At 38.9% G+C, this 23,466-nt stretch carries 21 protein-coding genes; 17 read left to right on the top strand and 4 right to left on the bottom strand.

Annotation, left to right across the window (positions count from 1 at the left end; genetic code table 11):
- Position 1: 1 nt before the first annotated feature.
- The 4 genes from M2273_RS01565 to M2273_RS01550 all read left to right on the top strand — a co-directional run bounded on the left by M2273_RS01565 (position 2) and on the right by M2273_RS01550 (position 7,523).
- Complete coding sequence (locus M2273_RS01565; RefSeq protein ID WP_429392117.1) at positions 2-646, top strand: RNA polymerase sigma-70 factor; 645 nt, start codon at positions 2-4, stop codon at positions 644-646.
- Between the two features lie 50 nt (positions 647-696).
- A complete protein-coding gene (locus tag M2273_RS01560) occupies positions 697-1,782 on the top strand; it encodes a FecR family protein (protein WP_429392115.1) in 1,086 nt (361 codons plus the stop codon).
- Between the two features lie 229 nt (positions 1,783-2,011).
- Positions 2,012-5,332, top strand: coding sequence for a SusC/RagA family TonB-linked outer membrane protein (locus M2273_RS01555; protein WP_429392112.1), 3,321 nt, complete (start codon positions 2,012-2,014; stop codon positions 5,330-5,332).
- A gap of 10 nt (positions 5,333-5,342) precedes the next feature.
- Entirely contained in the window at positions 5,343-7,523 is a 2,181-nt protein-coding gene (locus M2273_RS01550; RefSeq protein WP_429392109.1) for a glycoside hydrolase family 3 N-terminal domain-containing protein, read from the top strand.
- An 86-nt stretch (positions 7,524-7,609) separates the two neighbouring features.
- On the opposite strand, the gene M2273_RS01545 is transcribed toward M2273_RS01550, so the two are convergent.
- Complete coding sequence (locus M2273_RS01545) at positions 7,610-8,290, bottom strand: MgtC/SapB family protein (RefSeq protein ID WP_429392107.1); 681 nt, start codon at positions 8,288-8,290, stop codon at positions 7,610-7,612.
- Between the two features lie 173 nt (positions 8,291-8,463).
- Here M2273_RS01545 and M2273_RS01540 point away from each other — a divergent pair, with 173 nt between their 5' ends.
- Positions 8,464-8,793 (top strand): hypothetical protein, encoded by a 330-nt coding sequence (locus M2273_RS01540; RefSeq protein ID WP_429392105.1) that lies wholly within the window; start codon positions 8,464-8,466, stop codon positions 8,791-8,793.
- A 12-nt stretch (positions 8,794-8,805) separates the two neighbouring features.
- Here M2273_RS01540 and M2273_RS01535 read toward each other — a convergent pair whose 3' ends face one another.
- Positions 8,806-9,504 (bottom strand): uracil-DNA glycosylase family protein, encoded by a 699-nt coding sequence (locus M2273_RS01535; RefSeq protein ID WP_429392102.1) that lies wholly within the window; start codon positions 9,502-9,504, stop codon positions 8,806-8,808.
- Between the two features lie 96 nt (positions 9,505-9,600).
- Positions 9,601-11,232 carry a carboxylesterase/lipase family protein gene (locus M2273_RS01530; RefSeq protein ID WP_429392100.1) on the bottom strand — a complete coding sequence of 544 codons (1,632 nt, stop codon included), beginning with the start codon at positions 11,230-11,232 and terminating at the stop codon, positions 9,601-9,603.
- 146 nt (positions 11,233-11,378) lie between these two features.
- On the opposite strand from M2273_RS01530, the gene M2273_RS01525 reads away from it, so the two are divergent.
- The 8 genes from M2273_RS01525 to M2273_RS01490 all read left to right on the top strand — a co-directional run bounded on the left by M2273_RS01525 (position 11,379) and on the right by M2273_RS01490 (position 17,217).
- On the top strand, positions 11,379-12,110 hold the full coding sequence (locus M2273_RS01525) for an NUDIX hydrolase (protein WP_429392098.1): 732 nt from the start codon (positions 11,379-11,381) through the stop codon (positions 12,108-12,110).
- Positions 12,111-12,265: 155 nt separating this feature from the next.
- Positions 12,266-12,691 (top strand): VOC family protein, encoded by a 426-nt coding sequence (locus M2273_RS01520; RefSeq protein ID WP_429392096.1) that lies wholly within the window; start codon positions 12,266-12,268, stop codon positions 12,689-12,691.
- Positions 12,692-12,749: 58 nt separating this feature from the next.
- Positions 12,750-13,127, top strand: coding sequence for a DoxX family membrane protein (locus M2273_RS01515; protein ID WP_429392093.1), 378 nt, complete (start codon positions 12,750-12,752; stop codon positions 13,125-13,127).
- 93 nt (positions 13,128-13,220) lie between these two features.
- Complete coding sequence (locus M2273_RS01510) at positions 13,221-13,442, top strand: hypothetical protein (protein WP_429392090.1); 222 nt, start codon at positions 13,221-13,223, stop codon at positions 13,440-13,442.
- A 62-nt stretch (positions 13,443-13,504) separates the two neighbouring features.
- The gene (locus M2273_RS01505; protein ID WP_429392088.1) at positions 13,505-13,900 is read left to right on the top strand and encodes a VOC family protein; all 396 of its coding nucleotides are present in this window, start codon (positions 13,505-13,507) and stop codon (positions 13,898-13,900) included.
- 487 nt (positions 13,901-14,387) lie between these two features.
- Positions 14,388-14,774: a response regulator gene (locus tag M2273_RS01500; RefSeq protein ID WP_429392085.1), complete on the top strand. Its 387-nt coding sequence runs from the start codon at positions 14,388-14,390 to the stop codon at positions 14,772-14,774.
- Positions 14,755-15,843: a sugar transferase gene (locus M2273_RS01495; RefSeq protein ID WP_429392083.1), complete on the top strand. Its 1,089-nt coding sequence runs from the start codon at positions 14,755-14,757 to the stop codon at positions 15,841-15,843. The genes M2273_RS01500 and M2273_RS01495 overlap by 20 nt, the downstream gene beginning before the upstream one ends.
- Positions 15,844-16,443: 600 nt before the next feature.
- Positions 16,444-17,217 (top strand): 4'-phosphopantetheinyl transferase family protein, encoded by a 774-nt coding sequence (locus M2273_RS01490; protein ID WP_429392082.1) that lies wholly within the window; start codon positions 16,444-16,446, stop codon positions 17,215-17,217.
- On the opposite strand, the gene M2273_RS01485 is transcribed toward M2273_RS01490, so the two are convergent.
- Positions 17,188-17,913: a glycosyltransferase family 2 protein gene (locus tag M2273_RS01485; RefSeq protein ID WP_429392078.1), complete on the bottom strand. Its 726-nt coding sequence runs from the start codon at positions 17,911-17,913 to the stop codon at positions 17,188-17,190. The genes M2273_RS01490 and M2273_RS01485 overlap by 30 nt on opposite strands.
- Before the next feature lie 184 nt (positions 17,914-18,097).
- On the opposite strand from M2273_RS01485, the gene pbpC reads away from it, so the two are divergent.
- The 4 genes from pbpC (at position 18,098) to M2273_RS01465 (ending at position 23,436) form a co-directional block, all read left to right on the top strand.
- Entirely contained in the window at positions 18,098-20,386 is a 2,289-nt protein-coding gene (gene pbpC / locus M2273_RS01480) for a penicillin-binding protein 1C (RefSeq protein ID WP_429392075.1), read from the top strand.
- 86 nt (positions 20,387-20,472) lie between these two features.
- A complete protein-coding gene (locus M2273_RS01475) occupies positions 20,473-21,051 on the top strand; it encodes a hypothetical protein (protein WP_429392073.1) in 579 nt (192 codons plus the stop codon).
- A gap of 181 nt (positions 21,052-21,232) precedes the next feature.
- Positions 21,233-21,820 (top strand): RNA polymerase sigma factor, encoded by a 588-nt coding sequence (locus tag M2273_RS01470; protein WP_429392070.1) that lies wholly within the window; start codon positions 21,233-21,235, stop codon positions 21,818-21,820.
- On the top strand, positions 21,817-23,436 hold the full coding sequence (locus M2273_RS01465; RefSeq protein WP_429392067.1) for an outer membrane beta-barrel protein: 1,620 nt from the start codon (positions 21,817-21,819) through the stop codon (positions 23,434-23,436). Before M2273_RS01470 ends, M2273_RS01465 begins: the two co-directional genes overlap by 4 nt.
- Positions 23,437-23,466: the final 30 nt, after the last annotated feature.

The raw sequence follows: 23,466 nt of genomic DNA, 5'->3' as shown, positions 1-23,466 counted from the left end.
CTTGAGAGATCGAAAAGTTGATACATTAAATTTGTGGAAGCTCATTTGCAACAATGACGACGAAAAAGCTTTTGAACTTTTTTTCCATCTGTTAAATAACTCCCTGGTTAAGTTTTGCGTTTTGTACGTAAACCAAAAAGAAATTGCCGAAGAAATAGTTTCGGATGTATTTGTTAAATGTTGGTTAAACCGTAAAACCTTAACCGAGATCCTCAATCCGGAAACTTACCTTTTTGTAGCTGTAAAGAACCAATCCCTCAATCATATCAAAAAATACTCCAGCATACATCTGGTACAGATTGATGAAACCAATTCCGTTGAATTTGTAAACACTTATAATCCTCAAAAGGAAATTGAAAATAAAGAATTGATTTTCAGAATGGATAAAGCCATTACAGCACTTCCTCAGCAATGCCGCATTGTGTTTCGGCTAATCAAGGAGGATGGAATGAAATATAAAGAAGTAGCCGAAATTTTAAACATATCCCCCCGTACCGTACAAACACAACTATTTAGGGCCATTAAGAAATTAAGTGTTGTATTAAGCAACTATAATAAACTTACTGAGCAGGCTCATAAAACCAATATTTTCAAGGCTTTAAGTATTTTTTTTGGTATTTTACAACTATTTTTTATAAACTTGTAGGTAATTTATCAAAAAAAGTTGTCCTTCTATAAAAAGCATGAAATATTAAAATGGGCAATGATAGATTTATAGAACTGGTTAGTAAAAAATTAACCAATGACATCAGCCCTGAAGAAAGCGAAGAATTTCAGCATTACTTAAATAATGACGAAGTAAATCGTCGTGATTTTGAGTCCCTTAGCATTTACTGGAACAATAGCGATACCGAATTTGCCGATAATGCACTTGCTTTTAAAAAAATAAAAGCAAAGATCAAAAATATTGAGGCCCCATCAGCAATTATACCAGCTTCAAAAAATTTTACTTTTTATATTTGGCGCGCCGCAGCCGCTATTATTTTTATTGCAGGTTGTTCATACCTGTTGTATTCAAAATTCACTAAACCGGTAAGTCAGGCCTTAGTTACAACAAAAAATTCGTGGCAAAATAAAACTACAATAAAACGCGAAAAATCAACCATCGTACTTACCGATGGAACCCGTATTACATTAAACTCTCAAAGCTCATTAAGATATCCTTCAACATTTACAGGTAAAACCAGAGAGGTTTATTTAAGTGGTGAAGCTTTTTTTGATGTACATAAAGATCATAAACACCCATTCATTATTCATGCAGAAAAAATGAACATCAAGGTACTGGGCACTTCGTTTAATGTAAAATCATACCCCAATGATCCGCAGAGCGAAACTACCTTGATCAGGGGTACAATCGAAGTTACTCTTGACGACAGACCATCTGACCATATTATATTAAAGCCAAGTGAGAAGCTGATCGTAAAGAATAAATTATTTAAACCGGTTCTCAAAAACACAACTAAACTTAACCCGGCCGAAACCAATATGGGTATGCAGTATGTGTTAACAACATTTACCCGTTTGCAACCAGATGATAGTACTGTGGTGGAAACATCATGGGTAAAAAACAAGCTTGTTTTCAGGGATGAAAGTTTTTCGGGCTTGGCAAGCCGCATGGAAAGATGGTATGGCGTTGATATAAAATTCAAAAACGATGCTTTGAAACAATACCGTTTTAGCGGCATATTTGAAAATGAACGTATTAACCAGGCGTTGGACGCCCTGCGTATGACAGAAAATTTTAACTATAAAATTAAAAACAACACTGTTTATATTTATTAGTTAAAACTGTTTATGGATTTAAATTTTACCCCGGGGCAATAATAAAATAACGCCCATAATTAAATCCTGATGTAACGGGATCACTGTTATATTATTTTTACATATCAGCCTGCTATAGTTAGGAGTTTTATGCTCTCAATCAAATTACTTACTAAAATTTATGTAAATTTAGCACTCATCTATGGATGTAACGACAGATAGTGGGCGATTAAGTAAGTACTAATAAATAATGAAGTTAACGTTTACTTTAATATTATTCTTCAATTTACTGATTACCCCTACACTATATGCCCAAACACATGTGACTATTAATTTAAAATCGGCCGATTTTAAAAAAGTTCTATCAGCAATTGAACGGCAAAGCAGTTACCATTTTGTTTACAGTGAGCGAAAAATACCGGCACTAAAGAAGGTAGATGTTAATGTTGATAATGAAGATGTTATAACTTTATTAAATAAAATTTTAGCAAATTCCGGTTTCACTTATACCGAACTGGCAAATCATCTGGTAGTAATAGCCCCCGTTGATGAGATTGTAAATATTGTTAAGGTTAACGGCAGTGTAATTAATGAAAAAGGAGAAACACTGCCGGGGGCAACGGTAAGGGTTAAAGGATCTACCGCCGGTACTCCAACAGATAAAAATGGCTTATTTTCTTTTGAAGCACCCGATCAATCAACATTGCAGATTAGTTATGTTGGTTATCAAACCCAGGAAATAAAAGTTACCGGTACCTCTCCTATTACTATTCAGTTATCGCTTAGTAATATCTTAAACGAAGTTGTTGTAACCGCATTAGGTATAACTAAAGATGAAAGAAAGTTGGGATACTCAGTAACAACGGTTAGCGGCGACCAGCTTGATAAGGCCAAAGAAACAAACATTGCTTACTCATTAGAAGGACTTGTAGCCGGCCTGAGCATAAATGGTGTAAATGGCGGTCCCGGATCATCTGCGCGTATCTTACTAAGAGGGGTAACCAGCTTTGGCGCGGCCTCGCCCTTGTTTATTATAAATGGCATACCTATTGATAATACCCAAAGAGGTACCGCGAATGAATGGGGAGGTGCCGACTTTGGTGATGGCATAAGCAATATAAACCCCGATGATGTTGAAAGTTTAATTGTACTAAAAGGGCAGTCAGCCTCTGCATTATATGGAGCGCGCGCAGCAAACGGGGTAATTTTAATCACCACTAAAGGCGGTAAAAAAAACTCAGGCTTTGGGGTTGAGGTCAATACCAATTTTCAGTTTGATAAGGCAGTCAATACGTTTGATTTTCAAACTGCTTACGGTCAGGGTGAAAATGGTCAAAGACCTGTTAATATTGCAAGCGCCATTTCAACAGGCAATTTAGGCTGGGGCGAAAAGCTTGATGGAAAACCCACTATTCAGTTTGACGGTAAATATTACCCATACTCGGCCGTTAATGATAATATTCAAAAATTTTACCGTACAGGTTATACCAATACCAATACTGTAGCCTTTAACAGTGGCGGCGAAACCGGAGGTTTCAGGCTTTCCCTTTCAAATCTGGACAATAAAGGTATTATCAGGAACAGCGGATTATCCAGAAAAACCATCAATCTTACCGCCAATCAGAATATTACTGATAAACTGAGCATCAATGTTGTGGCTAATTATATTTCGGAAACATCCAACCTGAAACCTAATTTAAGCGACGGCCCCATGAATGCGAATAATATACAATACCTGGCAGCTAATGAAAATCAGGCAGCGTTAAATCCAGGGTATGACTCAAATGGCAATGAGCTGCGCTGGGGAAATGATCCTTATGTTACCAACCCTTACTTTGTTGTAAATAAATTTGTAAATAATATAGGTCGTGAACGCCTTATTTCATCTATGGTTGCAAAATACAATTTTACCAGCTGGTTATACGCCCAGGCCAGACTTGGGAATGATATTTTGTATGATAACAGGCTAACGATAACCCCCACAGGTACAGCCTATTCGCCCGGAGGTGCAGGAGGAATTGATGAACAATCAAACACCAAGCGGTCTGAACTAAATATGGATGTATTGATTGGCGCAAAACACGATATTATTAAAAATTTGCTCAGTTTTGATATATCAGGTGGCGCCAACATCCGTAAAAACAGCTATGAATATACCAGGCTTAGCGGTAGCCCGTTTATTATCCCCTACTTTTACGATATTAGTAATGTAAGTACCAAAAGCAGTATTTATAATTATAAAAGCAGCGAAACACACTCGGCCTATTACACGGCAGATTTTTCGATTAAAAACTATTTAACATTAAATACCACCGGCAGGTATGATGCTTATTCCACCTTACCGGCTTCAAACCGGGGCATATTTACGCCTTCGGTATCGGCCAGTATGTTGTTTTCAGAACTTGTACATATTCCCGGCCTTGATCAGGGAAAGCTAAGGGTATCTTATGCGCAAACAAGCGGTGAACCATCTGATGTTTACATTACATCGCAATATTACACCATTAATAATTCTATTAACGGTGTATCTGCTGCGGGCTTTTCAGACAGCCTGCCTAACTTCTTCTTAAAACCTTATACGCTAACCGAAACAGAGGTAGGCACCGATCTTAAATTTTTGAACGGACGGTTAGGCTTTGATGTGGCTTATTTTTATCGTAAAACAAAAAACGAGATCATAAAAAGTGATCTTGATGTTTCTTCGGGCTATGCAAGGCGTTATATTGCTACCGGCTCAACTCAAAACCAGGGCATCGAAGTAGAATTAAACGGGACACCTGTTAAAACGCCTGATTTTACATGGTCGCCCTCCTTTAATTTTACTTTTGTACAAAATAAGATACTTCAAACCGATGGTACAGCAGCTTCGCCCAATATAAGTTTTGGTACTTATAGGCCCCTTAATGCCGCTACAGCTTTGGTTAAAGGTATGTCGGGTCCGCAAATAATGGCAAATGATTACCTGCGCAATGCCAGCGGACAGATAATTTTTGATGCCGCCGGTTTGCCCATAGCCGGGCCCCGTATACCAATGGGTAGCGCGGTCCCTAAAATTTATGGCGGGCTAACTAATAATTTTAGCTTTAAGAAAATCAGCCTTTCGTTCCTGATCGATTACAGGTATGGGAACAAAATACTATCGGCTACTAATTATTACAGTATTTATCGTGGCTTAAATAAGCTAACCCTTGCAGGCCGCGAAAATGGGGTTATTGGCGATGGTGTGACCATAACCGGCGAAAAAAATACGGTAGTTGTACCGGCCCAAACGTATTACCAGGGATTGGCACAAAATATTTCGGCATTAAATGTTCTGGATGGCAGCTTTATAAAATTAAGACAGGTTACATTTGGCTATACTTTTTCAAAAGGTTTTTTAACCGGTTCTCCTTTTGAAGGTATAACAGTATCTTTAGTCGGTCGTAATCTTTGGACAATTATGAAGCATTCAAACAATATCGACCCCGAATCGGGGTTTTCTCCGGATATTAAATATGCCGGTATTGAAGGTGCAAGCTTACCCCCTACACATACTTATGGAATTAATATTAATTTTAAACTCAAAAAGTAACAACAAAAAAATGGCCACAACCATAAAAAACATCAGCAGGCTCTCCATAGCCATCTTTGCTATGCTATTCATTAGTGCTGCTACAAAAGCACAGCAAACCCCTTTTTACAAAGATGCCTCGCAATCGATTGAAATTAGAGTAAAGGATCTTTTATCAAAGCTTACGCTCGAAGAAAAAATATCACTTTTAGGTTATAGAAGTCAGGCCGTAGCGCGTTTAGGCATCCCTGCTTATAATTGGTGGAACGAGGCTTTACACGGCGTAGCCCGTGCTGGCGAAGCTACCATATTCCCGCAGGCCATTGGTATGTCGGCCACATTTAATGATGATCTTTTAAAACAAGTATCTACTGCAATATCAACAGAAGCCCGAGCCAAATATAACCTGGCCATTGCGCAAGACAGGCATTTGCAATACATGGGCCTCACCTTCTGGACACCCAATATTAATATTTTCCGTGATCCACGCTGGGGACGCGGACAAGAAACCTACGGTGAAGATCCCTTTTTAACCGGCCGTATGGGTTCGGCATTTGTTAAAGGATTACAGGGAGATGATCCGCGTTATCTAAAAGCCTCGGCCACTGCAAAACACTTCGCTGTACATAGCGGCCCAGAGGCAGACCGTGATCGTTTTGACGCTAAAGTTGACGAAAAGGATCTGCGCGAAACCTACTTATACGCCTTTCATGAACTGGTTGGTGCGGGGGTTGAATCGGTAATGAGCGCATACAACAGGGTAAACGGCGTACCTAACTCAATTAATAAAATGTTGTTAACTGATATTTTAAGAAAAGAATGGGGCTTTAAAGGCCATGTGGTTACTGATTGCGGCGCGCTTGATGATGTTTATCTTACCCATAAAACCTTGCCTAATGCGGTTGAGGTAGCAGCAGCAGCCTTAAAAGCCGGTGTTAACCTTGATTGTTCATCTATTTTACAAAACGACGGTTTAAAAGCGATACAGCAAAAACTGCTTACAGAAAAAGATGTGGACCAGGCCTTGAGCGCTATTTTACGCACCGAATTTAAACTGGGTTTTTATGATGACCCAACCCTTAATCCCTACCATAACTATGGCGCTGATAGCATCCACAACGCACAACACCTGGCTTTGGCGCGTAAAGTGGCCCAGCAAAGTATGGTACTGCTTAAAAATGATAAAAACATTTTACCATTGAATAAAGGGAATGTATCAAGCATTATGGTTGTTGGACCCAATGCGGCCTCGCTTGATGCCATGATAGCTAATTACCATGGCACCAGTAGCAAGGTGGTTAACTTTGTGGAAGGTATTACGGGCGCGGTTAGCAAATCTACGCGGGTTGAGTATGACCTGGGCTGTGATTACCGTGATACCACACATTTTGGTGGCACCTGGGCTGCAGGTAACGCTGAGCTAACTATAGCAGTAATTGGTCTTTCGCCGGTACTGGAAGGTGAAGCGGGCGATGCCTTTTTATCAGAAAGTGGTGGCGACAAAAAGAACCTGAGCCTGCCGGCCAGCGAAATAGCATTTATGAAAGCCTTACGTAAGGGCGTTAAAACCAAACCAATTATAGCGGTTATAACTGCAGGCAGTGATGTTGATGTATCAGCCATTGAGCCCTATGCCGATGCTATTATATTTGCCTGGTACCCCGGCGAACAAGGTGGTAATGCATTAGCCGATATTGTATTTGGTGATGTTTCCCCATCGGGCCATTTACCGCTTACTTTTTACAAAGATATGAGCAACCTTCCGGCTTACCAGGATTATAGCATGAAAGGCCGTACCTACCGGTATTATGACGGCCCGGTTCAATATCCGTTTGGTTTTGGTTTAAGCTATACTTCATTTGCTTACACGCTTGATAGCAAACCAAAAAGCTCCTACAAAAAATCAGATACCGTAACCGTTGCTGTTAATGTAAAAAACACTGGTAAAATGAATGGTGACGAGGTAGTGCAGGCTTATATCGAGTATCCCAAATTAGACAGGATGCCCATTAAAGAACTAAAGAGCTTTAAACATGTAAGTGTAGCAATGGGTAAAGATGAAACGGTTACGCTTAAAATCCCCGTTCAGGACTTGCAAAAATGGGATATGGCAACCCATAAATGGAAAATTTATCCGGGCCAGTATAAGTTAGTACTCGGTAGCAATTCGGCAGATGAAAAGGCAAGTGTTAATTTTAATATAGCTAAATAATAGCCGATTCAAGTTATCAGGCTTTTAACTTTAAAAATGCGCAATGTATCAAAGTACATTGCGCATTTTTTTTAAACGAATGTTACTCAGATTAAAAAGTCTACTCCCTGTACCCCGTTGATCTTTTTAAGTTCTGCTATCACTGTCATTACGGTTTCCTGCTGGGTAAATTGTTTTTGAATGGTGATCCTGATTTCATCGTTGCCATCACCAGCGGTTAAGCTGATTTCCTTAAACGGGATATTATTTGTTTTCAGCACCCGCTCAATAGCTTCAAAATCAACCTGTTTTTGCGAAAGCAGCATCCTGATGTTCCGGTATTTGTTTTTATTAAAAAACCTGTTTTCAAACAGCTTAAATACAGAAAGAATCATTAACGCTATAAATGTAGTACTAACAGCTTCAATATATAAACCCCCACCAACAGCCAACCCTATGGCTGCTACGGTCCAGAGACCCGCGGCCGTGGTAAGTCCTTTTACAATTTCGTTACGCAGAAAAAATATGGTACCTGCACCCAGAAAACCTATTCCACTTACCACCTGTGCTGCCATCCTCGAAGGATCAAGTGAAATACCTGGCTTACCCACCACATCCTGAAACCCATAAACAGAAACCAGCATAATAAGGGCCGAGCCCAGGGAAACCATCATGTGGGTTCTTAAACCGGCGGTCCAATGCCTCCGTTCGCGCTCCCACCCTATTATACTACCTAACAACGCGGCTACAAACAACCGCAGAAGCATATCATAAGTACTTATCATCATAGGTTCAGTTTAATTAATCCAATATATACCTAACAGGCATAACGCCAATTAATTTAAGGTAACATAAAGTTATAACAAACCCCAAACAATATTCGGGGATAAATAGATTAAGCCCCATAAACCAAACAAATTCACACAGCCGTTGTCTATTATTAAAATTTAAATCACATACCATGATCACCAGCGGGGTTACAATTGGAATACACAAGCAGGATGGCACACATATGAATATAGCCATTGATCCGGCTTATGCCAATACAGGAAAAGGAAATGCCACAAATTCGGGTACCTATAAATTATATCGTGATATTGACAGCCCAAAAACTTTTGATAAGGGCTATCTGGGTGCCTTGCTTTTAGATGATACAGATATTGGATATCAGTATTCTGGCGGTGATGAACTTACGGATTTTGAACTAAAACAATTAGCCGAATTTATCAGGAGCTACCATGCTACCGGTAAGGAGTTTGATGATCATAAACGCGCCATCAGCACAAAATAGATCCCGCCCCTATTACAAAAGCGCCTTGCTAAACTCCCGAAGATATTTGGCAATGTAATCCTGCTTTGTTTTTGATTTGTACTGCATAATATAGCGCGGATGTTCCAGCGCGATGATCTGTTTAAAGAATTTCTGGTCAGCATTCAGCTTGCGCAAAAAAGTTTCATTTTTACCTACTCCAAAGCAAAAGCAAATATCAGTTTCAAACCCAAGGTCAATTTGCTTTTGTATATTTTCGATGATAAAGGGATATACCGCCTTTTGTAATTCCGGCTTATCGTAATAATTATAGTTCACTTCTTTCCCATTACTGCCGGTTATAGTAAAACCCAGCGGACAAACTGAATGAATATAAAACTGTTCATAAAATTCAGTGATCCCACCAAATGCCCGGATCATTTCATAAACATATTCTGAAGAGGGCTCATGAGCCATAGGCCCCGGATAAGGTATCTGGCACTGGTTTACCATTCTTTTAGGATCGGTAAACGAAACTCCGGTCATACCTGAACCAAATCTACCCGGATTGATGCCAAATATTAAATGCCGTGGGTGATTATCGTTGTAATACTTCCTGTAAAATTGAGAAGAAACAGCAAGAGCCGGCCCGTTTTCCTTAAAGGGGTTCATGATACTGATACCTAAGGGCAATGTCCCGGTAAAATCGAGTTGCTGGTTAAAGACAATTATCCTATCTGCAAATGTGCTCATATCGGGCACTAACATATTCAAAAAGAACCGATACAAAAAATAAAATCCCGGTCACCCTCGCGGCAACCAGGAATCAATTATTAAACCAATTAAATATTACTTCATATATTCTTTGTCCAGGAACAGGTACCGGGCGCGGTTAACTTCAGTTTTAAGTTCGCTTTTAACATCAATATTCATAAACTTAACGCTGTTGTTACTGGTATTTGCTTCCCACTTTGGCAAACCGTTGCCATTGGGGTTGCCGGTTTTAATGAAATTTGCAAAGTAGTTCTCCATAGTTGAGGATACTTTATAGTCATCGGGCGTCCAGGCATAAACTTTATTGCTGGCCAGGTTGCCCATAGCATACTCAATTTCTGAAGCGTGTGCAGCTCCAACAGCCGGGATTTTAGGGGGAGCAGGTTTTGCAGCATCACCCTTCACCACACCACCGGCAAGGCCTGGCGTTGCATTGCCCATTTGGGCTACCATAGCCGGGCGTATGCGCGAAAATTCATAACGGTACACCGGTTTACCCCCTGTTTGTATCTGCAAATCGGCCCATTTCCAGGTGCTGTAAACTATAAATCGGTCACTTGACAAAGCTGTCGCCACTTTAATCACTTCTTCATCTGTTGAAGCAGGATAAAGTTTTAAAGCTTCTTCGGCACGGTCGCCATAAAGCTGCGATAAAGTCTTTTTATAATTTTCAAGTGTTGGTGCATCACCCCGCATTAAAAACTGATATGGTACTTCGGCCGAGTTCCATCCTACCAGGATCGGCACGTGAGCCTGCTCACCGGCTTCAAAAATGGCAGGCAATGATTTGGGGAGTAAATATCCATCAATAGTAGCTGATGTTTGTACCGCCCCCGCTCTGAAAACAGAATCAAGCAATTGTGCAGCCGGAAGAGCCCTTAATGCCGCTAATGAATTTGCATTCATGTGAGCTGCAAAGGCAACTCCATTCTTTTCGCCATCAGCCAATGGTATAGGAAACAGCGTTGGTTTTATACCTGCACCGCTTTCGCCAATGGCACCGGCTATCAGATCTTTTGACAAAGGCGATGCCATTTGCACCGATACAGAAATTGATCCGGCCGATTCACCCGCGATAGTTACTCTTTTAGGATCGCCGCCAAAAGCCGCGATGTTTTTTTGAACCCATAATAAAGCAGCGTGCTGATCAAGGTATCCATAGTTACCTGATGAATGATTGGGTGATTCCTTAGTTAACTCCGGATGAGCAAAAAAACCAAATACACCCAGCCTGTAGTTTACGGTAAGCGCAACAATACCCTTTTTAGCCATGCTTTCGCCATCGTAACGTGGCTCCGAGCCATCGCCGGCTGCAAGTCCGCCGCCGTAAAAATAAACCAGCACAGGTAGTTTTTCTTTCCCGGTTTTGGCTGGTGTCCAAACATTCAGGTATAAACAGTCTTCGCTCATACCTGCTGAGCGGAAGCCCATATCGCCAAATATTGGTTTCTGCATTCCGTTTTGTCCAAAATGGTCGGCTTTAAGTACACCCTGCCAGTTTTTTGCAGGTTGTGGTTCTTTCCATCGTAAATCACCAACAGGTGGCTGAGCATACGGGATCCCTTTAAAAATAGTGATTGATGAACCGGCATCTTTTACTCCTTCCAGCGTCCCGTTTTCAACGGTTACCTGATTAATTGTTTGGCTAAATACTCTTACCGCGGTAATTTGTACAAGCAGTAGTACTACTAATAACGTTTTCTTCATATGGGTTTGGTTTATTATTTTAAACTGGTGTAAATGATCAATTTAAGAGTTTTAGTTTTCTATTGTATCATTTTGTTACAATAATAAATTAAATTTAATTAACCATCAATTTTTTTGTTATTTGCCCTTAAAATTTTACAATAAAAATGAGTGATGAATTTATAAAGCAGGAAATGAACGTTACCGGCGAAGGCTTTTTGCCAGGCTTAGCCATTGACACGGTTATTTTTGGCTTTCATGACACTCATTTAAAAGTATTATTACTCACCTATAAAAACACCGGCCTGTTTGCCTTGCCCGGAGGGTTTATCCATCAAGATGAAGATGTAAACGAAGCCGCCCGCAGGGTTTTATTTAGCCGTACCGGTTTAACTAATATTTTCCTGGAGCAGTTTTATGTATTTGGAGATAAAAGCAGGCACGATACTGCCCCCCTTAAAACCATCATGACAGCCCGTGGTTTTATACCCGGTAATGACCACTGGTTACTAAAGCGCTTTGTATCCATTGGGTACTATGCACTTGTTGATTTTACAAAAGCAATACCTACACCCGATAGCATATCAGACAGCTGTGACTGGTTTAGTTTGGATAGCCTGCCTACATTAATGCAGGACCACCGGCAAATAGTGGATAAAGCTTTACAAACATTGCAGGCAAGCCTTGATCAGAAATTGATCGGGTTTAACCTGTTACCTGAAAACTTTACAATGGGCGATCTGCAATGCCTGTATGAAACCATTTTAAATAAAAAACTTATCCGCACAGCTTTTCAACGTAAAATGCTCAGTATGGGAATATTGGAAAGAGTTGCCAAAAAATGGACGGGCGGAGCTCACAAGGCCCCTTATCTTTACCGGTTTATTGCTGAAAGATAGTACATTGTCATAATTCACCCCTAAAAGTGTCGTATTCCCCCCTTTCGTATCCTGTTTTATGAGCGTAAATTTGGTTTATAAATAAACAGGGACCTTTAATGTATCCGTACCCTAACAAGCATTAAATCAATATAAAACACTTAAATTAAACTAAAATGATAACGATCAACACTTATCTGAACTTTGCAGGAAACACTGAGGAAGCATTTAACTTTTACAGATCAGTTTTTGGAGGAGAGTTTTTAACGATAATGCGCTTTAAAGATACTTTCGAAGCCGACCGTACACCCGAGGCTGACAAGGACAAAATAATGCATATTGCTTTACCAATTGGAAAAGGGAATATGTTGATGGCTACAGACGCCACAGGCGAAATGGGCAAAGCATTGGTTCAGGGTAACAATTATTACGTGTGCATTAATGGTGAAAACGTAGAGGAAACAAGAAAATTATTCACTGCGCTTGCTGCCGGCGGCAAAATAGTTTATCCGTTTGACAAGGCCCCCTGGGGTAGTTACTTCGGCCAGCTTACAGATCAGTTTGGTATTCAGTGGATGGCAGACTGTCTTGCTGATCAATAATAAAATCGACATTCGTAACCTAAATATTATAAACAATTAAAATTTAAATCCTTAAATCATGAAAATCGCAGCAATTATTGTTCGTATACTGGTAGGCCTGATGTTCCTGTTCTCGTCGGCATACGTACTTTTTAAATTAGGGCCAATACCTGAAGCCCAAGGGAGTGTTAAAATATTTAACGATGGTATGGCCGCATCAATTTACCTGATACCATTGATTAAAATAACTGAGCTAATATGTTCTATAGCGCTTATTACAGGCAGGTTTGTTACACTTGCTTTGGTCGTGTTATTTCCAATCATGATCAACATTGTATTTTTTCATGCTTTCCTTGCACCAGAGGGATTAGTAACAGTTATACCATTGCTTATTGGTGTTCTGTTCCTCGCTTATACAAAACGCCAAAATTACGCAACGCTGTTTGTTGCAAAATAATAGTAAACTGTATAAGAGTAAAAACAAAAAAATAGAACCATGTATAAAACATGGTTCTATTAACCAGATAAATAGCATACTAAATAAGCTAAAATGACGGTAGAAGTATTTAAAACCAATGTTTGTACCCGCAGGTATGCCAACAAACTGGTAAATCAGATACATAAAACCTTTACTATGTATAAAGCAAATTTTGATCTGGACGATTGTGATAAAATACTGCGTGTTCAATGTATTCAGGGTTCAATAAGTTCAGGAGCACTGATCTTGTTTTTAAAGGATTTTGGATGTAATGCCGAAGTACTGCCTGATTGATATTCGGTTATATGCAAACAAAAATCAATTTCATTAATTGATAATTAATAAAAACTAATATTATGTTAGAAGCAAACAAAGCATTTAGCAGTTTTTCGGTAAACGACTTAACCGTGGCTAAAGAGTTTTATGGTAAAACACTTGGGCTAAAAATTTATGATGATAAGAAAATGCCCGAGTTGTTGAACCTGGAGATCAACGAAAACAACAGTGTTTTAATATATCCCAAACCTAACCATGTGCCTGCCACCTTTACTATACTTAATTTCCCGGTAAAAAATGTTGAGGAAACTGTTGATGAATTAACCCGGCGAGGTGTAAAATTTATCGTCTATAATGATGAAAACTTTAAAACCGATGAAAAGGGGATTCTGAAAGGTGGTGATAATGGCCCTACTATAGCCTGGTTTAATGACCCTGCGGGTAATATCTTATCAATTATTCAGCAAGCTGATTAATAACCAGGAGCAACTAAAATCCTTTATCAACCATAAGGCCAGAATGATCATCCACACTCTTAATTATATGCATAATTAAGGCTTATTTGTAACGCCAATTTTTAGTTAATTTATATCGTTAAATATTTCCAACCAGGTGGCATATTTAAGCTATAATATGAGCAAGCCTATGTGCTACGCTTTACGCTCCAATACAGCTGTGTTATTAATTAAAATTATCGCGACGATCAACATTTTCGGGTACTTTTGATTTAGTAATAGCTTACGGAAGCTAAAATGGACGGTGGGGTAATTATTTTATAAATAACTTCTAAAAAAACAAACCCCTGACGTTGTTTTAACGTACACCTATCAAATTTTTGTCTTGATCTTTAAAGCACCCTATTTTTTTAAAAAATTGAGTTTAAAACCCATCTCTTTAATTTTTTTTGTAATGAACAAATGTTTTCTGCTTTATTATTAATTCAACTATTATTCCCCTAAAAAAATGAAAAAAAACCTACTAATTGTTGATGACGATTTAAGCATATTGAAATTACTCAACTTTATCCTGTCGAAAGATTATGATGTGGTTGTTAAAAACAATGGCATTGATGCATTCGGCTGGCTTGAAGATGGAAATATGCCCGAATTGATAATATCAGATCTGCAAATGCCTTATTTTGATGGGCAATCATTTATAAAAAACGTTAAGATCAGCGGTTTTTATCGTGATATTCCAGTTATATTACTTTCTGCAGCGCATGACTTGGATGAACAGGTGAGCAAAATGTCATTTAAAGTTGACGCTTATATGCATAAGCCATTCAAACCAACCGAACTAAAATTGGCCATTAATCAACTTTTACAAGTGTATGAATCAACAAACAGCTGATTGGAACAAAAATTCAGGTTCTCATGTCAGAATTGCTTATGCAGGCTTGGAATTAAAAGAGTTAATATTAACAGGTCTTAATGAGAATTTTAAAATAATTTATAACGATTCTATAGTTCAGTTGGAGGAGTATCTGGGCAATCAGTCGATTTTATCAGTACCCGATATCATTCTGATGGAGATAGACGCGGAAGGAAAATGTTTCAACTTAGTTCAGGAGCTTAAAAAGAGTTTTCTGCTCAATGGGTCAATTATAGTGCTTTTATCATCAAAAAATGATAAAGAGCTCAAACAAAAAGCCATGCAGCTTAAAGTACATGATTTTTACAGTGTACCTTTTTTAATTGACAATTTACGTGAGCGCCTTAATTTTCTTGTTACCTTTAAGTTAATAAAACCAAGACTACTCGAGCTTTCAAAAGAAGTAGATACTACTTATAAAATGCCACTTGGTAAACGTATAATTGACCTGGCTATATCGGGCAGCATGTTGTTTATCTTATCGCCTTTGTTTTTGCTCATTGCCATATTGGTGAAGTTAGATTCAAAAGGACCCGCATTTTATAAAAGCAAACGCGTAGGTACCGGTTACAAAGTGTTTGATTTTTATAAATTCAGATCAATGCGTACCGATGCCGATCAGTTGCTGGCCCAACTATCAACAGGAAACAACCAATATGCAACAGAAGATGGCGGTAATAAAGCTGCATTTGTGAAGATCAAGAACGATCCGCGTGTTACAAAACTGGGACAGTTTTTACGCAACTCCAGTCTTGACGAATTACCTCAGTTATTTAATATCCTTGTTGGTGATATGTCTGTAGTTGGCAACAGACCCCTGCCTGTTTATGAGGCCGAAATGTTAACCTCAAATGAGTGGTCAATGCGCTTTCTGGGTCCTGCAGGCTTAACCGGTTTGTGGCAGATCAGTAAACGGGGAAAAGAAGACATGTCTGAACGCGAGCGAAAAAAATTAGATAATTTCTATGCCCAAAAGTATTCTATTTGGTTAGATTTTAAAATTATTATGGGCACCATACCCGCACTATTCCAAAAAGAAAAAGTATAATCAATGAATAAGACTATTAAAAAAAATCTGCTTCTTATTGGTTTTTACTGTCTTTACCAATCATTCGTTCGCACAGAATCTTTTAAAGATATTTCATACCCTATCTCGAAACACTGATAGCTACTGTAAAGAAAAATTCCATTAACATTGTTATCCCTAACATTTTCAAATGTTCAGTTTGATACCTGGAACATGGCCTTCTTCCTGTACGATCTGAATATATGGGTACCTGATAACTGGGTGATCATGGAAACCTCCTGATCACTCTCAACAGAAAAATTAATTGATTGTGCCGCATTACCCAAATCTGATTACAATTGTAGCCATACACAACCCAGCGGAGAGGTTTTGCCCCCCTTACTGATAACGAAAAGCCGGTAGCTGCTATTTGGGAGGAAGTGAAAGTATGATTTAGAAAAGGCTTAACGGGAGTAATAGTTAATATTAATTAAATTATTATTTGTTGTGTATATAATTTAATATTAAACAATATAAAAAATGCTATATTGAACTATAATTCCTTTTAAAGCCCATGATGAAAATATTTGCAAGCATACTACAAAACTGTTTAAACGAAGCTTCCTAAAAATGGCAACGCAAATGGATTTAATTAATGTTCAAATTAAGTTTCAGGATGATGTTAAATGGCAAAGTGGAACGGATTGTGATTATAAATTAAATGACGATCAGGTTGATGTTTGGCGAATTAAGATCAGTTCAAATCTGACATTTATTGATGACTTTTTTAAAGTATTGCTGCCTGATGAAATCATGAGGGCCAATCGATACGTGCAAAAAAAAGACCGGCTCAGGTTTGTGGTGAGTCGGGGTGCGTTAAGATGTTTACTTAGCAAGTATACTAATCGGTCAGCTTCGGCTATTAAATTTGTTATAAGCGCAAATAAAAAACCATTTATATACGATCAAAAAGTAAAGTATAATGTATCCCACTCCGGCGACTGGGTTTTGATCGCCATAGCAAACACCGAAGTTGGTGTGGATACAGAAGAAATGGATCCATTATTTAGCTACAAGGAAATACTGGCCGACAATTTTAGCAGGGATGAGATAAACTATATCGCGCACCAGGATTCTATTAACAGCTTTTATTTGCTTTGGACACGTAAGGAAGCCATAACCAAAGCAACCGCAATAGGCCTGGATGATAACCTAAAATACATACCCTGTTTAAACGGTGGCCATGAAATAAACAGTGGCATGCTTTCATCGGTCAAAAACTGGCAGCTAAACAGCTTTAAACCCGACGAACATAATATGGCAAGTTTAGCCACCGAGATCACAGTTGAGCAGGTCAGGTATTGGGATGTTAATTTTGAAGGTTTTTTACCGTGCTTTAAACAGTCCGTACTTTAATATACAATAAATAGCCCTTACGCCATCCTTCCATCCTATTTTTTTACCCTCTTCGTAAGTACGGCCATAATAAGAGATCCCTACCTCATATATCCTGATCTTAGGCACCCTTGAAATTTTAATGGTAATTTCAGGTTCAAAGCCAAACCGTCTTTCGGTTAAAGGTATAGCCTGTATAACTTTGGTGTCAAATAGCTTATAACAGGTTTCCATATCAGTAAGATTCAGGTTCGAAAACATGTTTGAAGCAAATGTGAGCCACCGGTTGCCAATGGTATGCCAAAAAAACAAAATACGGTGCGGGTTGCTGCCCATAAATCTGGAACCATACACCACATCGGCAAAACCAGAAATTACAGGCTTTAGCAGGTCGTTATATTCAGCAGGATCATATTCAAGGTCGGCATCCTGTATAATCAGATAATCGCCCGTAGCTTTGGATATGCCGGTATGCAGCGCAGCACCTTTACCTTTGTTTATCTCGTGCTTAAAATATTGGATATTAAGTTCGGGATTGGCCTCTTGGTATCTGTTAATAGCATACTCGGTATTATCCTTTGAACAATCATTTACAATAATGATCTCTTTTTGAATGTCATTTGTAAGGCTTACCGATTTAATTTTATCCAAAATCAAATGTATGGTGTTACCTTCGTTATAAGCAGGGATAATAATTGATAATTTTTGTATGGTCATTATTGTTTTGTGATCAAATTATACAGCCACTACATATTTTTTGCAGTATAAGGCTTATTTTATCTTTATTGAAAATATATTAATGCAAGCAATATTAAAACGGATCAAAATTTACTTAAAAAAACCAAAAGTAATATTAATCCTCATATTCTTGTTTTGTTTAACCCTGCTATTTTGGTTTTGTTTGCCCAAACCGTTATTTAAAAGTCCAACCTCCTATGTAATAGACGATGACAAAGGGCAATTATTGGGTGCATCCATAGCAATAGATGGTCAATGGCGCTTTCCATTTAACGATAGCGTGCCTGATAAGTTTAAGCAATGTATCGTCGCCTTTGAGGATAAACGTTTTGAACATCACCCTGGTTTTGATGTGCTGGCCTTTAGCCGGGCTATGAGGCAAAACTTGCTGTCAAAAAAAGTAACCAGTGGCGGCAGTACCATCACCATGCAGGTTATTAGGCTGGCAACCAAACATAAACGTACCATCTGGAATAAATTGCTGGAAATTTTTATGGCCCTGCGCCTGGAACTCACTTACAATAAAAATGAGATATTGGCCCTTTACACCAGCAATGCCCCCTTTGGCACCAATGTAATTGGACTGGATGCCGCATCGTGGCGGTATTTTGGCCGTAGTCCTGATAAACTATCATGGGGCGAAATGGCTGCTATGGCTGTTTTGCCCAATTCCCCGTCTTTGGTACATCCCGGCAGAAACAGGGCTCTGTTACTCAAAAAGCGTAATTTATTGCTTAACAGATTGAACAGGCAAGGCGTTATTGATAGCGCTACTACGGCACTGGCCGAATTAGAACCAGTACCCGACAGACCCATGCCATTACCCCAACTTGCCCCTCACCTGCTGCAACGTTTTAAAAATGATCACCGGGGTAAACCATTGGGCGATACCCGCATCCAAACAAGTATAAATGCTGCCTTGCAGCAGCAGGTAAATGATATTCTTGAACAGCATCACCAGGTTTTAAAGGCTAACGATATTAATAACATTGCCGCTATTGTTTTAGATGTAGAAACTGGCGCAACCCTGGCATACGCCGGCAACATATCGCACCGGGAAGACCCGCAGATGGAAAGTGATGTTGATGTGATTGACGCCCCGCGAAGTCCCGGCAGTACGCTAAAACCGTTATTATATGCCTCCATGCTGCACAATGGCCTGATATTACCCAATAGCTTGCTGCCCGATGTACCTACGCTGATAGCTGGCTATCATCCCGAAAATTTCGATCTGGGTTATGATGGCGCTGTGCCAGCATCAAGGGCATTGTCGCGCTCGTTAAATGTACCCGCGGTAAAAATGTTGCAGCAGTTTAAATACGAAAGGTTTTATGATTTCCTTCAAAAAGCAGGTATAACAACTTTGACCAAACCCGCCGATCATTACGGTTTATCGCTGATATTAGGTGGCGGAGAAAATACCCTCTGGGAATTAAGTGGCGCTTATGCCAATATGGCCCGTGTGCTTAATCATTATGATAAATATAATGGCAAATACGATCCGGCAGATTATCATAGTCCTGTTTACAGCATCCCCGTTAAAACAAGACCAACCTTAGAAAAATCAGGGTTGCTGGATGCTGCATCCATATACTACACCTTCCAGGCGATGGAAGAAGTAATGCGGCCCGGAGAAGAAATGTTATGGCAGCAATTCAGTTCTACCCAGCGGGTAGCATGGAAAACAGGTACAAGCTTTGGCTTTCGCGATGGTTGGGCAATAGGCATTTCTCCCCGGTATGTGGTTGGCGTTTGGGTAGGCAATACCGACGGTGAAGGCAGACCCGGTCTTACCGGGATCAATACCGCGGCCCCTGCCCTGTTTGAAATTTTCAGGCTGCTGCCTGTATCACGCGATTGGTTTGAAATGCCGGTTGGTGAAATGGTGAAAATAAACGTATGCCACCAAAGCGGTTACCGCGCCGGGCAATATTGCGATGATGTTGACGAAATGCTGGTACCCAAAAGCGGTTTAAAAGCCCCGGTTTGCCCTTATCACCAATTGATCCACTTATCTGCTGATGGCAAATACCAGGTAAACGGTAATTGCGAATCGCCGGATAATATGGTGAACAAAAAATGGTTTGTACTGCCGCCATCTATGGAGTATTATTATAAAGCCCGGAATTACCAATACCATGTATTGCCACCGTTTCGCGAAGGTTGTACACAGGCCGAGAATAGTAACACGATGGAAGTGATATATCCTAAAGATGGTGCAAAAATATACGTGCCGCTCGAGGCCGACGGCAGCCGGGGCAGGATGATCTGTAACGCGGCACATCGTGTACCGGGCATGAAGATATTCTGGCACCTGGATGATCAATATGTTGGCGAAACCAGAGATTCACACCAAATGGCCTTAAACCCACCTCCTGGTAAACACCTGCTTACCCTGGTTGATGGGAATGGCAATACCATCAACATAGGTTTTGAGATATTGAGTAAATAACTATTTATCGAAAAACCAGTGCTACACCCAACGTTTATCATGATTGATGCGATGATGCAATAAAAGACCATTAATTAATCAAAAAAATGAAAAACTTAACTTATGTTGTGCTTGCCCTGTTATTAGCCATTGTTGTTATTGCAGGATGTAAAAAGTCTGAAAATCTGGTTGCTTTAAATGAAAAGTCGACGGCGGCTCTTAAAGTAACTGATACGGTTGCAACACCACCCGCAACTCCCAAAGACAGCACTAAGCTTGTTCCACTTACCGGCGACAAGATAGCCCTACTCTCCGGCCTTTATAAAAGCAGATTAGGCGATACCACCTATGTTTACTTTGTGGCCCAAACAACTAACCAGTATTGTGCAAGCGGCAATATTAATTTTAGTAATGGTCTTGATGCCAATAACAATTTCAGCGTTGATCTGATCAATGCACAAGTTCCTATAGCTTGTAACGTACCCAATGGAACAATAACATCGGGCATTATTCGCTTTTGGCAAAACAATCAAAACCCATACATTGTAAATGGAAGCTACCCCCTCAAAGTAACATTAAATGGTAATACTTATACAGGGAGTATCAACATATCACCCACCGCGGTTACTTTTAACTGGAATTATACTTCAGGAGTAATAATAACACCCACACAAATTATGAGGTAATATTTAAAAAAATAAGCCCAAACAAGCACCTGCCGGTTTTTAACCAGCAGGTGTTTGTTTAAAAAGTTTGTATATAATATCGTTTTAATAAATATTAAAAAATTATTTTTGTTTTTACCCAACGTTTGATGATCTGTATACGAAGAAGCTCTTATAAGCACTTTAAGTGTTAATTTTTTGAATGAATCTTCCCAAAAAGCAGGCAGAAGAGCTAATAAAAAGATGTATAGATAACGATCGTACAGGGCAGGAAGCCTTGTATAAGCTATTTCATGCCGAAATGCTGCGTGTATGCTATAATTATTTACCCGATAAAGCACTTGCTAAAGAAGCCTTTAACACAGGATTTTTAAAAGTTTTTCAATCGATGAAAAACTTCGATATTGAAAAAGGTGAATTAGGGGGATGGATAAGAAAGATAATGATCCATACCTCGATAGATCTTTGCCGTAAAGAATTAAAATTTAATACTCTAAGTAACGGTGTACAGGATCAGGACGATTATTTTATCGCCCCTTCTATTTTAGAGAAATTATACTTTGAAGATATACTTCAAAATATCAGAACCTTACCTTTTGCCACACAAACTGTTTTTAATTTATCAGTATTGGATGGTTTTACGCATAAAGAAATAAGTGAACAATTAAACATAAGTGAGGGTACATCACGCTGGCATTTAGCCGAAGCAAAAAGAAAATTAAGAGACCTATTAGAACCATTGGTGATAAACAGTGATCAGCCTAAAGAAAGGAGTGAAAAAATAAAATGAAACATTCATTAAAGAACCTCAATCTTTGGCAAAAAAAGAGAAACGAATTACCGATTAATGATGAGCCTCAAAATGATTGGTTAGCAATGCAAAGCCTGCTGGATTTGCATTTGCCGTCTATGCCTGCTGTTCCCCAAAAAGTAACAGGGTCATCAAAAGCCCTAAAAGTTGTTAAAGCTTTAAAGGCAATTAAAAGTTCGTCTTTATTATTTGTTTCGTTAACAGCGGCAGCTTGTGCCAGTTTAGTTATTTATTCTATTCATACAAAACATAAACAGCACCATACTAAAGCCGAACACAAAAAACACAGATCAATAAACACTAAAGACACTTTATCAAACACGGTTATTATTGATTCTTTAAACTTAACAGATAGCGTTGATGATAAAAAGGATAGCTCATTCGCGTTAAAGGCCCCGATAACTGGTAGGGACACAGATATTGTTATCCAAAATCACATTTCAGCTATTAAAAACAATATTAATAATAAAAACACACCAGCAGTAATTAATAATGCTAATCAAATTATAGCTGCCGGCAACAATAAAAAGTATCCGGCTTTATCAAGTTATAGTAATCAAAAAGTGGCACAAGGCTCTATTATAACAAATGCCCCAACAAAAAACGGCAACCAGCTTTTATTACAAGGTGTAAATCCAGGTTTGCAATTAAGTGTAGTTACAGGCCAGGGTATCTCCCAATATAATGGCAACATAGTAACAACTTTACAACAGCCAACTAATGGTAAAGATGCCCAGCTACAAATAAATATTGTTGACAGTAATCAAAAGGATCATAACAAGCCCATAGTACAACCTTCATCAAAATCATCCTCAAGTTCAGATAAAACTACCATGCAAAACTTAGCAAGGTCTGGTAGAAATATAGAAGAAACAAATAAACAGATTGCTGCCCGGTTTAAAGGGTCGCAAAAAATCAAGAAAACAAAAACAGTAACAAACAATAGTAAATTACCGCCATCAGATATAGACTGGGGCATTTTAGCAGGTGTAAACTCATCAGGTAGCTTCACTCCTAAAGGCCAGAATGCAAATATTTACGGCAAATTGCCGGTTGATGTGTATTTGGGATTGTTTGCTACTTATCACTTTAATGATAAATGGGCAGTAAATTCGCAGATCAGGGTTTTAAACCCACAAAACTTAAATAGCTCATTTACTCACGTAGTGAACGAAAACAAAGCAGATTCCGGTAAAGTATTGGCAATAACCGACTCCCGAAAGGCATATTTTGTTAGCATTCCAATTCATTTGGTTTACAAGATCAACAATAAGATAAGTTTAAAAGGCGGTCCTGTTATAAACATACCGGTAAAGCAGATCAGTAACAGCACCTCTTTACAACCTGGTATAAAGTTAGATTCTGCCTATAATATTACGGTTTCGAACCAGCTAAAGGCTATAAAATATGATCAGAAAATCAATTTTGGTTTATCAGGCGGCATAAGTCTGCAATACAAACGTTTGATTTTTGAAGCTACTTATTTAAAGAGTTTCAGTGGCTACAATGTTATTTCTGATTTTGGCAATTACAAATCAAATAAAGGTTCATTACAGATCACCTTAGGCTTGCAATTAAACAGATTAAAACTATAATATTCATTTGCAGATGATTGAATAAGGGTA

It is taken from the genome of Mucilaginibacter lappiensis (assembly GCF_050433765.1).
GTDB classification, from domain to species: Bacteria; Bacteroidota; Bacteroidia; order Sphingobacteriales; family Sphingobacteriaceae; genus Mucilaginibacter; species Mucilaginibacter lappiensis_A.
Note: the sequence above shows the minus strand (reverse complement) of the source record. Positions and strands in the feature narration are given on the sequence as shown.

Bases quoted from the DNA above. Each gene is read 5' to 3' on its own strand.
- M2273_RS01485 (WP_429392078.1), bottom strand. From the start codon at position 17,913: ATGACCATACAAAAATTATCAATTATTATCCCTGCTTATAACGAAGGT.
- M2273_RS01490 (WP_429392082.1), top strand. From the start codon at position 16,444: ATGGATTTAATTAATGTTCAAATTAAGTTTCAGGATGATGTTAAATGG.
- M2273_RS01555 (WP_429392112.1), top strand. From the start codon at position 2,012: ATGAAGTTAACGTTTACTTTAATATTATTCTTCAATTTACTGATTACC.
- M2273_RS01465 (WP_429392067.1), top strand. From the start codon at position 21,817: ATGAAACATTCATTAAAGAACCTCAATCTTTGGCAAAAAAAGAGAAAC.
- M2273_RS01530 (WP_429392100.1), bottom strand. From the start codon at position 11,232: ATGAAGAAAACGTTATTAGTAGTACTACTGCTTGTACAAATTACCGCG.
- M2273_RS01495 (WP_429392083.1), top strand. From the start codon at position 14,755: ATGAATCAACAAACAGCTGATTGGAACAAAAATTCAGGTTCTCATGTC.
- M2273_RS01560 (WP_429392115.1), top strand. From the start codon at position 697: ATGGGCAATGATAGATTTATAGAACTGGTTAGTAAAAAATTAACCAAT.
- M2273_RS01525 (WP_429392098.1), top strand. From the start codon at position 11,379: ATGAGTGATGAATTTATAAAGCAGGAAATGAACGTTACCGGCGAAGGC.
- M2273_RS01505 (WP_429392088.1), top strand. From the start codon at position 13,505: ATGTTAGAAGCAAACAAAGCATTTAGCAGTTTTTCGGTAAACGACTTA.
- M2273_RS01535 (WP_429392102.1), bottom strand. From the start codon at position 9,504: ATGAGCACATTTGCAGATAGGATAATTGTCTTTAACCAGCAACTCGAT.
- M2273_RS01475 (WP_429392073.1), top strand. From the start codon at position 20,473: ATGAAAAACTTAACTTATGTTGTGCTTGCCCTGTTATTAGCCATTGTT.
- M2273_RS01510 (WP_429392090.1), top strand. From the start codon at position 13,221: ATGACGGTAGAAGTATTTAAAACCAATGTTTGTACCCGCAGGTATGCC.
- M2273_RS01470 (WP_429392070.1), top strand. From the start codon at position 21,233: ATGAATCTTCCCAAAAAGCAGGCAGAAGAGCTAATAAAAAGATGTATA.
- M2273_RS01515 (WP_429392093.1), top strand. From the start codon at position 12,750: ATGAAAATCGCAGCAATTATTGTTCGTATACTGGTAGGCCTGATGTTC.
- M2273_RS01540 (WP_429392105.1), top strand. From the start codon at position 8,464: ATGATCACCAGCGGGGTTACAATTGGAATACACAAGCAGGATGGCACA.
- M2273_RS01550 (WP_429392109.1), top strand. From the start codon at position 5,343: ATGGCCACAACCATAAAAAACATCAGCAGGCTCTCCATAGCCATCTTT.
- M2273_RS01545 (WP_429392107.1), bottom strand. From the start codon at position 8,290: ATGATGATAAGTACTTATGATATGCTTCTGCGGTTGTTTGTAGCCGCG.
- M2273_RS01500 (WP_429392085.1), top strand. From the start codon at position 14,388: ATGAAAAAAAACCTACTAATTGTTGATGACGATTTAAGCATATTGAAA.
- M2273_RS01520 (WP_429392096.1), top strand. From the start codon at position 12,266: ATGATAACGATCAACACTTATCTGAACTTTGCAGGAAACACTGAGGAA.